The sequence below is a fragment of the Leptothoe sp. LEGE 181152 genome (assembly GCF_032906605.1).
Classification (GTDB): Bacteria; Cyanobacteriota; Cyanobacteriia; order Phormidesmidales; family Phormidesmidaceae; genus Leptothoe; species Leptothoe turfae.
The window spans coordinates 17,335-30,531 of sequence record NZ_JASATU010000031.1 but is presented as its reverse complement, the minus strand read 5'-3'; the positions used below and the strand labels follow the sequence as shown (position 1 = coordinate 30,531).

Genomic DNA, 13,197 nt, shown 5'->3' with positions numbered 1-13,197 from the left:
GCGTTAACCCGCTGTCCCACCCGAAGAGTCATCCCTGGCTGGGCGTCTCAAACCAGAATTAGCGGCATCCCAAAAAAAGCGACTTGGAATCGCTTTACCAGAGGGCTGTAATCCCTGCAAAACATCCTGTAAACCCTCAATGGAAACAGCCTTTGACTCACGTACCTTATGCCATACAGAACGGGACATCATCACTGTGTGACCTACTTCTGTGGCCTCAATTTCCCGCAAATAACTTTCGCGCTCAGGCTGATAGTCCAAAGAGGCCAGCTGTAGGGTTTGGTTGGATGCCCCTTGCAACACTTGAGCCATTTGAGCCATGAGCTCTGGATATAGCCAAGTGTAGGCAGGATGGACGGTGAGTTTTGCCCGATTCGGTTGCTCAGTATCCTGGGAGAGACGCAGACTAAAGTAGCCAATGGCCGCCTTCCGCTGGGGTTCAAATACGTAGGCTGAAACTGACTCAGACTGACCTAGCCAACGCTGCACTTGGGCTCTCACACCAGCAATGGAGCGCGTCCGAAAGTCCTGAATCTGGTGATCAAACACCTGACGCAACTGAGGTGGCATCGACGCTGTTTCCAGGTGGTAAATCAGCTGGGCATCAGCGTTGCTGACCGGCAATAGATTGGGTAAATCTGGCTCATTTTCCGCCAGACTGGTAATTTGCTCTGCGTCTATGGACCAGTAGGTGACATAGGCCAGGGGCTGGAACCCATTTTGGCGATAGAGGGCTAGCCCGAACTTATCTTGGATACTGGTTTCACTGATCCAGGTGTGGGCCTCAACAATGGTTTCAAAGCAGTGGCGCAGCAGCAAACTGGCCAAGTCTAAGTTCAGGGTTAGTACCTCATCAGAGGACGCTTTCACCATCACCTGGTCAATCCGCCAGGTGCTGCGTGTAGAGTTAAATGGCGAAACCTGAATCACACCCTGGGTAGTATGTTTACAGCCAGCAGCAAAGGTAATGGTCTTGGGCTGTAGAGGATTTACCAGACGAGATAAACGCTGCCAAGCCTCTTTGCCAAATACATGTCCCGAGTCGAGTACAGGCTGATTTTTGGTAAATGCGCCACAGGTAACCACCTCTGAGCCGCCATTGGGCATCAGCTTTTCTGAGTCACGAAAATGTACGGGACGAACCGCAATGGAGTCAGAGGAGTTAACGGGTGTCATAGGACCAAAATATGGACAAAATCCCTAGGATTTGGGATGAATTAAGACTACAGGAGTCTGTTCATCAGCGTTACCAGCCGGATTATCGAGCAGAGCACTCGTTATCAAGTCTACGTCAGTGCCAGGTGTTGCTGCTAATATCTTAACCGCTTTCAAATCATTGACATCGACAATGGCCGCTTTCAGGCCAGTTACGTCATAAATATCTTGAACAATTTTTTCAGGGTTGTCTGGACCCAGCACAATGAACTGGTCATAGGGGGGTAAGGTGCCGGTGACATCATCAATCAAGCGGGCCTGCTCACCTGCAAGTACGTAAAACATGCCAGCACGACCTAAGAACTTCTTTGCGATCGCACCCACCACAAAGGCATACACCACTCGCCATGGTCCCACCAGATCTACCAGGGTTTGCATACCACAGGCCGTCGCCAGACTCGATGTGGGCATAAAGAAATAGCAAATCCGCTTCGCTACCCAGCCCGGTTTGATGTCACTGGGATGCCGCCAACGCCCTTGCATAATCGCCACAGGTGTTTCACCGATGGTGACAATGTCCCCAGGCTTAGCAAAGGGCTCCACATAGCGCTTAACCGTATCAATCGGGCTGTCCAGGGGACCCAGCAAATGGGTGGGAATCGGCAACACGTCTGCTTTTGGTGTAGACCGCCAGTTTTGAGGAGCATCGGGGTCAGGGTACTTCAGGGGCACCACCACATTGCCCATTTTGGGAATCCGACCTTCGGGTCCATAGGTGAGATAGTGCACCTTGATCCACAGGGCCTTAAGTTTAGACAAATCAGGCCCCTGGATATCTATTTTAATCTTCAACCCTGTGGATTTAGCGGTTTTGACAATATAGGCAAACCAATAGTTATCGGGCCTAGCAGGAGCATCTTCGTGATCCGATACCAGCTTTGCTTTGACCGTGATGCCATCCAAGCTGGCTCCTGACAGTAGCTCTGTCTCGATGGAAATCTCCGGCACCATAATTTCTAAGGTGCGCGTCAGATTAATCAGCGAAGGTTCACCCTCAATGACATAGTGCTGAGGCTCTCGCGTAGTAATTGTCCACTTGCCAGATTCCAGCTCTAACTGATTGCCAGGGCGACTCTGATACTGCCGTTCAATCAGTAACCAAACTGCCAAGACTAGCAATATCGCCAGCGTGCCCAAAATGCCTGCCATTAGTGGGTTGCTCCTCTGCCATAACCATGGCTATCTATTATGAGTGGTGCAGCCATAAACCCAACTTAGGATTTACTTTATACATCCGTAAGATTTGTATCGTACTCTCGGGTCTGAAGCAATTGGCTAAATAACTGAATAGCATTCAAAGTACTCATTGGAGCTGAGTCATTAACCTAGCCAATCTTTTTCACATGATGAACCCAGTCAATAAGCTTTTACAGATATTTTCACCAATTGATTTTGCCTTAATTGGCCATGGATGGGCTTCCCACGGACGTGATTACTTATTTCACATTCAAGATTGTTTGGGCAATAATCCAGGTGAATACGAATTGTGCTTTACACATTGTGTTCGTGCTGATTGTGAAACCAGGGTCAACGATCAAGTCTGGTCGCAATCGTGGGGAGACGAATTCATCGATAGCATAAGCTGGAATGCATCGGGTCAGCCTGACGGCTATGTTTGGGGCACAAACTGGTCGAATGCTTATCCAGGCCTGACAATTATTGAGCCATCAACGTTAGCAAAAGAGTGGGCATTACGCATTGGTCAGGAATTTTACGAATGCACTCTTGAAACCGACCGTTTTTTTATTCGCATTATCTATCACGATGCTTTTGCACGAAAGCTGAACGATAATATCGAACAAATCTCAGCTGTAACTGTTCCACTGCCCCAAAATAGCCAATGGTGAGCCATTCTAGGGAAATATCCCCAAATGCCAGCTAAAGACTTCTACCATGACAATGCTAAACAGTCTTTGAGCAACGATGGCTGGGCCATTACCCACGACCCATTGGTCATTCGTTTGACCCGCAAACGCCTATACGTTGACCTAGGGTTCGATGCTAACCAGGAGCAAGTCTTGCAGTGGATTCCTTAGCAGCCAAGTATCGACCTATTATCGAAAAACTACTTCAGGAATATATCGATTTCCTGGGCCAGGATGACGCGACTCAACACATCTACTGCAATAGCTCAAATAGGCCATCATCCAGCTCATACCCAAGAGTACGTACCATCAGTTTGAGTTTTTCGATGCCATCAATTTGGTTATCCTTGAGCCATTGGGCAATGGTAAACACTTTGCCCATCACAAAAATCTCTAGAGCTTCTGGGTTATAGCGAATGCCATCTAAGGGGCTGAACTGATGGGGCACTAGCATGGCTGCATACCGGCCCAACTCACCCGACTCAACATCTAGAAACAGGGGTAGCCAGGGATATTGACTATCGAGCCGAATAAACCATAGCCGTACTTCAGGAAGCTCAGACAGCTCGCGGGGGTCATTGGCCTCGCGGGGATAATCGATAGCAAAACTCAGTTTAAAGTCGGTTTTCCAGTCAACTTGACTCAAGGTACTTTGGGCCACTGTCAGGTCCAAAGTCTGAAGGTGCGCAGCATCGATAACAATGGATTGAGGCATGGTGGGGGAGATAAAACAGTGAAGCAGATGAAACAGATTACAGTGTGCCTTGCTGTGGAAGACTTTACTAGGGGGTCAGCCGGGTCTTGACTACGACCTCCGTTTCCAGACCATACTGCACGATATATATGTTTTTATGCCGATGACCACATCTCCTATTCGCGTCTGTATCACCCTGGGAACACGCCCTGAGGCAATTAAACTGGCCCCAGTGATTCAACAGTTTCAGAAAACACCAGATTTTGACACTCAGGTTGTACTCACGGGGCAACATCGGGAGATGGTGGACCAGGTCATGCAGCTATTTGGGCTTCAGGCTGATCGGGATCTGAATATCATGCAGCCTAAGCAAACCCTGTCAGACATTACCTGTCGCAGTTTGCAAGGCTTACAAACACTTTTTAAAGAACTACAGCCTCACATCGTGCTGGTGCAGGGGGATACAACCACTGCTTTTGCCGCCGCTCTCGCTGCGTTCTATCAGAAGATTCCCGTGGGGCATGTGGAGGCCGGACTACGCACTGACAATATTCTTAATCCGTTTCCTGAAGAGGCCAATCGTCGCTTGGTCTCCCAGATCACAACGTTGCATTTTCCACCGACTGACAAATCGGTGGCCAATCTAGCAGCCTCGGGCGTCAGCGGTACTGTTCTTAAGACTGGCAATACCGTTATTGATGCCCTACAGACCGTGGCCTCTAAGGCTCCTGCCTGTGATGTCCCTGGGCTAGATTGGACAGCCCATCGCGTCATTCTAGCCACCGTACATCGTCGAGAGAACTGGGGGGAGCCGCTACAGGATATTGCCAGGGGATTTCTACAAGTATTAGACAAATTCGAGGATACGGCGTTGCTACTGCCGTTGCACCGCAACCCAACGGTAAGAGAGCCCTTAAAGGCGGCCCTCGATCACCACCCTCGCACATTTTTGGTGGAGCCGCTGGACTACGGCCAGCTCGTGGGAGCCATGCAACGGTGTTATCTACTGATGACGGATTCTGGTGGATTACAGGAAGAAGCCCCTGGCCTTGGGAAACCTGTTCTTGTCTTGCGGGAAACAACGGAGCGACCTGAAGCGGCGGAAGCGGGCACAGCCAAACTCGTAGGCACCGACCCAGAGATGATTACTGGCGAAGCAGCAAAGTTACTAAGGGAGCCAGCGGCTTACGATGCCATGGCCCGAGCCATTAACCCATTTGGGGATGGTAAGGCATCAGAACGCATCGTCCAAGCAGTATTGGCTTATTTCAACCGCTAAAAACTAGGAGCCTTCCCCACGTTTCTGGGCTTCATCTAACAAACTCTTTTTAGATGACTTTAATTCTTTCCACAGTCTTTTAATCTGCTGGTAGGCCTCTTCAGACGAGATTTTGCCCCCTGTTTCTAGATTGCAAATCAGTGAAATTCGGGTGGCAAACTCTTGCAAATTAGCATTGAATACCATCCGTTCAGGCGAAAACTCCCCATGGTAAGAAGCACGGGGCATAATAAAGTCTTGCTTTTGTTCGTTAGGTTCATCAACCAACGGAAGGTCCTCTGATTAGGGCAGTTGACAGATGCCTATACATCTAATGATCATACCAATGGCTTCAGATATCGGCGTATATTCTAAAGGTTACTGGATCATTGGTTGCACAAGTACCATGTCGTCGGTACGGCCAATTTCGTGGTACGGGGGCAGTGTATCTAAATGATGGACTTCAGCAAGAACGTAAAGATTATCCTGCCAGCGATCAAGCAAAGGTTGACCCGATAGGGTAGGGATGTTGCGATCGCAATAAAAATTTAGACTCGGTCGCCCATAGCTAAACGTCGTTACCACCTCAGCTTCAGGCGGAACATGCTGTTTCACCATCGCTGCCACTGGCTTAACTGCATAGGCCTCATTTAGCTCCCACAGCCAAAAATCAGACCCCATCAATAGCAACAGCGTCAGGTATAGGCCTGCCATCAGGGTCAAGCACCACCGTGCCCGTCGTCGCCATAGCTGCAAACCTGTCCAACCCGCACTCATCCCTAAGACAATACCAATGGCGATCAGCGTTGGTTGCTGATCGGCCACGCCCAAGTAAACACCACCACCCAGGGCAACCACACTAATTAAGGCCAAAAGACCAATCGCCCAACGGGGCGATTTTTCCCAGGCATGATGCAAATAGGCACCAATGGCTAGAGCCACAAACGGATATAGCGGCATGATGTACCAGGGTAGCTTGGTACCCATTAGAGAGATAGCCCCCAGATATATCGCAGTGCCCACCAAAACCAGCTGTCCCCAAGGGCGATTACGCTGTCGCCAGGCTAAGCACACACCGCCAGGCCAAAACATCAGCCAGGGAAAGCCATATTTCAGCATTTCTAATAGGTAATACCAGGGCTGCTGCTGGTGATCTTCAATTGCCGAGGTCACTCGTTCAAAGGACTGAGAAACAAAGTGCCCTTGCCAGTAAACATTGCCGTAGCGTAGCAGCTGAGCACCATACCACAGTAAAACTGGCAAACTGCCTAAACCTAGACCTAGCCATAAATAAGGATTACGTAGCAACCAGTGGCTGGCAGATTGTCGCCCCAACCCCACAGTCTGTATAGCAAAAAACTGTATAGCAAAAAACACCAGGGCGATTACGCCCAGCAGAATCACTAAAATCCCCTTGGTTAGTGCAATTAGCCCCAGACAAACACCAACACCCAGGGCATATGCCGGTCGCTTGCGCGCCTTTAACCCCCACAGCAGTAACAGCAAAAATAGCGTCACCGCCACCCCATCTCGCATGGCCAGGCGACCATGACGGACTACGGGTAGAAGCGTCAAGAACACACCAGCTGACAGCAGTGCCGGTCGCCGCTGCTGGAATACTTCTCGTCCCACCCAATACAGCAGCGGTATAGCTAGGGCACTCACCAGAGCTGGCAACAACCGCGATGTCCATTCTGAAACGCCCCCCAGATACCCCGTGGCCATTAACCACTCCACCAGAGGCGGCTTATTCAAATAGGCATCGCCATAGAGTGTGGGATAAATCCAATCACCGCTGACCGCCATACTTCGGGCAACAGCGGCAATGGTGCCCTCATCCCAGTCCCGTAGGGGCAGCATGCCTAATCGCCACCAGTACAGTAAAACAGCCGCTAGGGTAAGCCAAACCCCATCTAGACTTACTATTCGAGATAGGGCACCGACAGCAGTAGAACGGTTTAACTGACGGGATGCGTTTACCTGATCAATCACGACAATTCAACCTATACAGTGGCACAGTAGCCACTGATCAATCACGACAATTCAACCTATACAGTGGCACAATAACTACGCCCTATCATATTCCTCTCCCCATGACCCGCTGGCAATTGGGACCTGGTTGGCTCACTCCAAAATTACACGCCCTGATTAAAGCAGAGCACTGGCACTGGCTCGTTCTTTTGGTGTGGATAGTGCCCTTGTTATTAGCCGGTTTTTTTGACCTTGATCACCAGAGTCTGATGGCGCACGACGAAGGACTATACGCCCGTCGCGCCAGGGTCATTGTCGATTCGGGAGATTGGATTCATCCTTGGGCCACGCCACACCATAAAACCCCTGGTCCCTATTGGGTTGTGGCTTTATTTATTCAGCTGTTAGGGCGGCACGAAGTCGCTGTACGTCTACCCAGCGTCTTGGCCAGCATTGGCTGCCTTTGGCTCACATATAGCATTGGCCGCCGTCTGTTGAACCCAACCGCTGCCCTACTGGGGGCACTTTCTCTGGGTGTGGCTCCCCTATGGCTACAGTACAGTCGTTTAGCCACCCCAGACGTTCTGTTTACAGGACTCATTTTGCTGGCGATCTGGCTCATGCTAGCGGCAGAAAGGCAACAGTCATCCTCCAAGCATTGGTGTTACCTCGGAGCAGGCATCACCCTGGGCATAACCGTTCTCATCCGCAGTGCATTGGCCGCTGTTCCCATGGCCTGTTTGCTACCCTATATGCTGCTATCGGGCAAACACCACTTAAGGCAATGGAGTCTCTATTTAGGGGGGCTGATCGGTCTGCTACCCACGGCAACCTGGCTATGGCTCTGTTGGCGGCGCTATGACATGGCCGTTATTGAGGCCATTGTTAACTTTCCAGTCAGTCAGGGGTTGACCACCGATCGAGCCAAATCGCCACTGTTTTATCTGTTCAATCTGTTAGTCAATGATTTTCTTTGGATCTTTTTTGCCCTGGCAGCAGTCGGTTTACTCAGTTTACGGTTTTTACGCACCCATACAAAAGTTACCTATGTGTGTCAGCCGCAAATTTCCCTATTGCTACTTTATCCACTGCTGTACCTGGGTTTACTGAGCTTTGCGTCTACTAAATTGCCCCACTATGCCATTCCCACATATCCATTTCTGGCTCTGCTGACTGGATACACCATGGAGAGATTGCTCACCCCCTCTCTTAGCATCACCATCAAACGCCTGCTGACAACTGTCAATGGTCTACTGGTGCTATTGGGGACAGTACTGATAGCTGCCGGTGGTCTGGCACTTGTCACAGACATTCTGCCTAGCGCCGATGACATTCGCCCCTATGCACCGATTGCTCTCGGCCTGGGGCTTGGCTGGCTGGCTGCTGGCATGCTGTGGTTTCGCACGTCTCAGAATCAACCCATATTACTCAGCTGGCTTGTGCTACTGCTGTTAGGGCATTGGTTAGGGTTAACAATCGCCTGGGGAACAGCCGACTTAGGCAACATTAATCCTGACATGAAGGCCCTGTTAATTCGGGATGATATTCAACCTGTTTTACAAACTGAAGCCGTCGGTTTTTCCCCTGGACTCAACAGCAAACGCAGTACCCTGCTCAGGTTTTATACCCCCAACCCAGGGGAAAAATTAGACACCCTGGAAGCAATTGGTCCCAATGACTATATCTGGATTGAAGATAATGAATTGCCTACACTCACGAAACCCTATGACTCTTTAGGAAAAATTGAGCGAACGCACTTAATCCGTATTCTTGCTCAGTAATGATCCGTATTTTCTCTGTAAAAGCTTAAGGATTTACAACAAAGCTCAGGGAAATATTGATAGGCGACCAGACTTCAGGACATTAGCATGCTCTTGATAGTTGGAGCGCATTGATTTCATTTGCGCTTTTTGCTTTCTAGGTGCCGCATAGACGTAATGGGTTTTGCATTTTTTGGGACAAACGCGATGTTTTATTTATTCTTCAATCGGTTGATCTATGCTGGCTAGATTATTGAGTCCGCAGCAGCATCCTCAAAAGGATATACAGTGGTGGTTTGGGCTGGCGTTCAGCCTTTTTTTTGCCTTTTTCTATGGCTATTTAGCTATGCAGAAGGGGTTTGCGGCCCATTACGTGATCCAAGATGACGCCCGACATTATCTGTTTTGGATGGAACGCTGGCGGGATGCTGATGCTTTTCCCAATGATTTAATTGCTGATTATCTCCAGTCTATTACCCCCGTGGGCTATAAGCTGTTTTATCGCATTGCTAGCAGCCTACATTTACAGCCTGAGTGGTTTGCCAAGGTGATACCTATGTTCCTGGGTATGGTTGCGGCGGGTTATTACTACGGTTTAACCCTGGCTATTTTCCCAGTTCCCGCCACTGGAGTGATGGCATCGGTGATGCTAAGTCAGCATATTTGGTGTACTGACGATGTCGTATCAGCATCGCCGCGAGCGTTTATTTATCCGCTGTTAATTCCACTGTTGTTTTATTTTGTGCGACGACGGTGGTTGGTGAGTTTAGCCTTTTTAGGCTTATTGACCCTTTTCTATCCGCCGGTTGCTGTGGTTGCAACAACGCTGTACGCAGCCCACGCCGTCGATTGGGCAACCCTGCCTGCCAAGTGGTCTCAACCTTGGGTAATGGTCCATCGTGGCCGGCTGAGGATTGCGATCGCAGCATTCATCCTCGCCACGCTGTGCATATTGCCCACCTATGCACTGGCCAACCATGCATTTGGGCCAGTGGTGACCATGGCTGAGGCACACACCATACCAGAATTTCAGCCAACAGGCCGTCACTCCTTTTTTAGAGAAGGCATCTCCCGCTACTGGTTGGTTTTGTTTGGGGGCCATGGAGCCATTCTCAAGCGCACAATTTTTACGCCAGTCACCCTGGTCGCAGCCCTATTTTTAATCCCGATGCGATGGAGTAAGAGATTTTCACCATCAGGATTAAGCGCCATAAGTCCCGCCATTCACGTGTTTACTAAGCTGACTTTGGTTAGCTTGGTCTGGTTTATAGCCGCCTATGCTCAGGCTTTTAAGCTCCATATGCCTGGGCGCTACACCAGCCACTCCATCATGCTAGCTATCCCCATCTTGGCCGCCATCGCCTGGACCGTCATCTTAGCAGCCATTTGTAAACGCCGCCGCCAGCTAAAGTTGGTGGCCCCAATCGCCATATTGCTCGTGGTCGTGCCCTTATTTTTCTACTACCCGCTATTGCTGAAAAAGTTTCCCAAAACCCTCTACATGGCTGGCCAAGAAGCGCCGATTTATGAATATCTACAAACCCAACCTCACGACACCCTGATCGCCTCCATCGATTACGAAGCCGATAATATTCCTGCCTTTGCTAGACGCTCCACCCTGATCGCCCCTGAATATGCCACGCCTTTTCATCTGGGCTATTACCGTCAAATCCGACAGCGAGCGGCTGATTTATTAAAGGCCCACTACACCAGTGATAAAACTGAGCTGACCACATTTAGCAATCGCTATGGCATAGATTTTTGGCTGGTGAACAAAGGTGCTTTTTCTGCTGACTATTTAGACCATCATCAATATTGGGCCAATAACTATCAGCCATTAACGGCGAAGGTTGTGCAACAGGTCAGTAATAGTAATACCAGTGTGTTACGGACCCGCATTGAGTCTTGCACAGTGGTAGAGACAGAGCGCTTTTGGCTAGTTAACAATGCCTGTGTGCTAGAGCAACAGCTGTGTGCTGGAGCAACAGGTGACAGCAACAGCACAATAGCAGCGACAGTTAGCAGTATGATTGATGGCGCTCCCAAGTCTCATAATCTCCATGACGCTTCGTTTGCCACGCCAGCTGGTCAGCCTCTATAAATCACCCTGGACAGCCGTCATCATTATTGCTGTGTTGGGTCTAATCGGCACACTCAACCACAGCATGTGGCGTGATGAGATGAACGTTTGGCTAATCGCGCGGGACAGTCCATCCTGGGGAGCCTTTGTTGAGAATATTCGCTATGACCGAGCCCACCCTGGTCTTTGGCACCTGCTGGTGGCGATGCTTTATCACCTGTTTGGCCATCCCGTCTCCATGCAGGTCTTTCATTGGCTCCTGGCCATGGGCTCAGTGCTGCTGATTTGGCGATGCAGCCCCTTTACTCAATGGCAGAAATGGCTGTTTACCTTTGGCTATTTGCCGTTCTATGAGCACCTGCTGATTGCCCGCAACTACGCTGTGGCCATGCTACTGTTATTCGCTATTTGTGCCCTTTGGCCGCAGCGACAGCGGGCTTATTGGCCCCTGGCAGGCTTGCTGGTGCTATTGGCTAATACTAATGTATATGCGTTTTTGATTGCGATCGCACTTGCCCTTACCCTGGGGCTAGAACTTGTCTTTGACGCTAAACTTCGCCGTAACTGGCTAGATATCCTATTCAGCGGCGGGTTGATTATAGCGGGCTACGCCATGGCTCTGCATTTCATCTTGCCCCCCAGTTATGTCGCTAATCAAGCCTTAGAGGGCTATGTCACTGGGTTAGACATCCGTCATTTACTGCGAGCCATTGGCCGTATCTTTGGCGGCTACTATGTGATTATCCCCAACGGTCGGCAGTATCTAGATCTATTAGTCTGTGGCGTCCTTGCCCTTGGTTCTTGCTGGCTGGTGTGTCTCAAGCTTGTGAAAAAGCCCTATCCACTGGCGTTTTATTTGCTTGGTAACGGCATTATTTTAGGCTTTACCTACGCCAAGTTTATGCCCAACTCTATTCGGCATTTTGGCAACTTCTATCTCATCCTAATAGCTGCTTTGTGGTTAGCTCATTACTACCCGCCAACCACGGCTATCACCCAATATTTACCAAGCCTTGAAAGGCAGCAGCAAACATCTAACCGCTGGTTTAACCGCATGTTTGCCACTGTTTTGATAGCTCAGTTGCTAGGCGGTATTTTCATGTTTGTGATGGATTTCACCATCCCCTATTCAGCGAGTCGAGCTGCTGCTGCCTACATGCGTCAGGCCAATCTCCAAGATGAATTTATCGTGGCTAGCCGAGATGCGCAAATGGCATCTTTAAGCGGCTATTTTGGCCGATCATTTTATTTTCCAGAACGTCAGGCCATCGGTAGCTACACCCTATTTTTCAAGGGTGTTCGCAATGAGGTTGATCATCCAGAAGTGATTCGGCAGGTGAAGCAGCTCATACTGGAACACCCCAAAATTCTGCTGGTGCTTACCAAAAAATTAGAAGAACCGACACCAGGCCTAACGGTTGAACCCATCGAGCAATTCACAAAGGCCTGGCAAAATGAAGAGTATTACCTCTATTGGGTAACTTCAGCAAACAATTAGCAAACAATTAAGGAAGGGAAACCCTAAGCTTCTTCAGTCTCAGGCGCATCAGGCGTATCGGTCACATCAGGAGGAGCAACCGTCTCTGCCGTTGGAGAGTCTGCTTTAGCCTGGGCACGCTGCTCACGCTTTTTACGCTCAGCTTCTAAAATATCTTTCATCACTTCCTGAGCCTGGGCCATTTTGTCCAGGTTGCTCCGATAGAGCTCCAGGTCCTTATCTACCTTTTCAGCTGGCAATGCCAGCATTTCGGCAGCGGTTTTTAGCATCTCTTCGCGGCTGTCCTTATCTTCTAGGGCAGACAGATCAACGGTCTCAAATAGGGTGTAAAGACCCACGGCCATCAAGCGCGTGTACTTTGCACTAGCCTGGGTAGCCACCACGTGAAGCTTGTTTTGCAAACCATTACCATCCGTAGTTTTGGCACTGGCGAGCTGAGTATTGAGATCGCCCAGCGATAGGTTGGCAAGATCAGATTTCAAGGCCTCAGCATCCTGGCGATACTGCTGGGGATCACCCTCCACTGCCTGACAGATGGCCGAAAGAATGGACTCCTTATCCTGTTCAGGCTCATACCCCACCATGAACCGATCAAAACTAGTTATCACACCCAGGGCATAGAGGGGGTTATAAACAAAATCAACATTTACCGAAAGCAGATGCATCTCCACCATCAGCTCTTCAATCACTCTCCGATACAGAGAATTGATTGGACGAGAGTGGTAATTGTAAAAGGCTCGCTTGGTATCGGAAACCGTACGGAGATTAGTCACAGGTGGGGGTAATAAAACGTTAGACATCATTTTCTACTGCGGACGACCTTTTGCCAAGAATCCTATGATCTAGGCGAAATAGT

12 protein-coding genes are annotated in these 13,197 nt (G+C 49.6%); 6 read left to right on the top strand and 6 right to left on the bottom strand.

Features of this window, described 5'->3' with window-relative positions; all coding sequences use genetic code 11:
• Positions 1–3: 3 nt before the first annotated feature.
• Positions 4–1,176, bottom strand: coding sequence for an N-acetyltransferase (locus QGP82_RS16875; protein WP_499060401.1), 1,173 nt, complete (start codon positions 1,174–1,176; stop codon positions 4–6).
• Between the two features lie 24 nt (positions 1,177–1,200).
• Complete coding sequence (locus QGP82_RS16870) at positions 1,201–2,364, bottom strand: F420-0:Gamma-glutamyl ligase (RefSeq protein WP_490795021.1); 1,164 nt, start codon at positions 2,362–2,364, stop codon at positions 1,201–1,203.
• A 194-nt stretch (positions 2,365–2,558) separates the two neighbouring features.
• On the opposite strand from QGP82_RS16870, the gene QGP82_RS16865 reads away from it, so the two are divergent.
• Both QGP82_RS16865 and QGP82_RS16860 read left to right on the top strand, forming a co-directional pair.
• Positions 2,559–3,062, top strand: coding sequence for a YxiG-like protein (locus QGP82_RS16865; RefSeq protein WP_490795020.1), 504 nt, complete (start codon positions 2,559–2,561; stop codon positions 3,060–3,062).
• A gap of 24 nt (positions 3,063–3,086) precedes the next feature.
• Positions 3,087–3,251: an element excision factor XisH family protein gene (locus QGP82_RS16860; protein ID WP_499060399.1), complete on the top strand. Its 165-nt coding sequence runs from the start codon at positions 3,087–3,089 to the stop codon at positions 3,249–3,251.
• 82 nt (positions 3,252–3,333) lie between these two features.
• Here the strand turns inward: QGP82_RS16860 and QGP82_RS16855 are convergent, their stop codons facing one another.
• Positions 3,334–3,795 carry a CRR6 family NdhI maturation factor gene (locus QGP82_RS16855; RefSeq protein ID WP_499060397.1) on the bottom strand — a complete coding sequence of 154 codons (462 nt, stop codon included), beginning with the start codon at positions 3,793–3,795 and terminating at the stop codon, positions 3,334–3,336.
• Positions 3,796–3,937: 142 nt separating this feature from the next.
• Here QGP82_RS16855 and wecB point away from each other — a divergent pair, with 142 nt between their 5' ends.
• Positions 3,938–5,053: a non-hydrolyzing UDP-N-acetylglucosamine 2-epimerase gene (gene wecB / locus QGP82_RS16850; RefSeq protein WP_163701748.1), complete on the top strand. Its 1,116-nt coding sequence runs from the start codon at positions 3,938–3,940 to the stop codon at positions 5,051–5,053.
• Positions 5,054–5,056: 3 nt separating this feature from the next.
• Here wecB and QGP82_RS16845 read toward each other — a convergent pair whose 3' ends face one another.
• Both QGP82_RS16845 and QGP82_RS16840 read right to left on the bottom strand, forming a co-directional pair.
• Positions 5,057–5,281 carry a DUF7219 family protein gene (locus QGP82_RS16845; protein WP_163671792.1) on the bottom strand — a complete coding sequence of 75 codons (225 nt, stop codon included), beginning with the start codon at positions 5,279–5,281 and terminating at the stop codon, positions 5,057–5,059.
• A gap of 129 nt (positions 5,282–5,410) precedes the next feature.
• Positions 5,411–7,024, bottom strand: coding sequence for a phospholipid carrier-dependent glycosyltransferase (locus QGP82_RS16840; RefSeq protein WP_163668867.1), 1,614 nt, complete (start codon positions 7,022–7,024; stop codon positions 5,411–5,413).
• Positions 7,025–7,125: 101 nt separating this feature from the next.
• Here QGP82_RS16840 and QGP82_RS16835 point away from each other — a divergent pair, with 101 nt between their 5' ends.
• The 3 genes from QGP82_RS16835 to QGP82_RS16825 all read left to right on the top strand — a co-directional run bounded on the left by QGP82_RS16835 (position 7,126) and on the right by QGP82_RS16825 (position 12,341).
• Positions 7,126–8,784 carry an ArnT family glycosyltransferase gene (locus tag QGP82_RS16835; RefSeq protein WP_163668869.1) on the top strand — a complete coding sequence of 553 codons (1,659 nt, stop codon included), beginning with the start codon at positions 7,126–7,128 and terminating at the stop codon, positions 8,782–8,784.
• Between the two features lie 217 nt (positions 8,785–9,001).
• Positions 9,002–10,864, top strand: a complete 1,863-nt coding sequence (locus QGP82_RS16830) for a hypothetical protein (protein WP_499060394.1) — start codon at positions 9,002–9,004, stop codon at positions 10,862–10,864.
• A complete protein-coding gene (locus QGP82_RS16825; protein WP_499060393.1) occupies positions 10,824–12,341 on the top strand; it encodes a hypothetical protein in 1,518 nt (505 codons plus the stop codon). Before QGP82_RS16830 ends, QGP82_RS16825 begins: the two co-directional genes overlap by 41 nt.
• A 23-nt stretch (positions 12,342–12,364) precedes the next feature.
• On the opposite strand, the gene psb29 is transcribed toward QGP82_RS16825, so the two are convergent.
• Positions 12,365–13,114 (bottom strand): photosystem II biogenesis protein Psp29, encoded by a 750-nt coding sequence (psb29, locus tag QGP82_RS16820; RefSeq protein ID WP_163668878.1) that lies wholly within the window; start codon positions 13,112–13,114, stop codon positions 12,365–12,367.
• Positions 13,115–13,197: the final 83 nt, after the last annotated feature.